Raw genomic sequence first — 789 nt, forward strand, 5'->3', positions numbered from 1 at the left:
GAAGTAATATAAGTGGAAATTATTCACTAAATGGATTAATTAGAAACTTCAATTATTCCTCCTCAGACTTAACAGAAGGGGAGATACTTTCACTGTACACTAACAAATCAGTGAGATATTCTTATGATAACCTTGGCAGACTACAGAGAAAGATAATAAATATAGGACGTACCAATTTTCAAACTCAATATGCCTATGTATCTGTCACTGGCAAAGAAGAAGGAGCAACAGTAAATAGGTTATCTTTTGTGCAAAATCAACTTGCTCCTATAAACTATTGGTATGATGAAAATGGAAATATAACTAGAATTCTCGAAAACGGAAAGAATATTAGATATTTCTATAACGAATTAAATGAGCTTATACAGGAAGATAACGAAATCCTAAATAAAACTGTAATATACACTTATGATAGCGGAGGGAATATAGTCAGTAAGCAGGATAAAATAAATGGTATTTGGCAAATTCCTATAAGCTATCTATATGAAACTCCTTGGAAAGATAAACTGACAAATTATAATAAAAATGAGATAACCTATGATACAATAGGAAACCCTAAGACCTATGCCGGTTATACCTACAGTTGGGAAGAAGGAAGAAGATTAACATCCATTATAGGTAATAATATCAATGCCTTCTTTAAATACAACGATTCTGGAATCAGAACACATAAGAAAGTAAATGGAGTTACTACAAAATATCATCTAATAGGGGATAGAGTGACCTACGAATACACCGAAGATGCTAATCATGTAATAAAAGATAGGATTTATTACAGGTATGATAACT

The 789-nt window shown here is 31.4% G+C and carries 1 pseudogene; it reads left to right on the forward strand.

Features of this window, described 5'->3' with window-relative positions:
• A pseudogene (locus tag P8V03_RS19025) lies at window positions 1-789 on the forward strand (DNRLRE domain-containing protein); the annotation flags it as partial.

This window comes from Clostridium tanneri, assembly GCF_033659955.1.
In the GTDB taxonomy this organism is placed as follows: Bacteria; Bacillota; Clostridia; order Clostridiales; family Clostridiaceae; genus Clostridium_AM; species Clostridium_AM tanneri.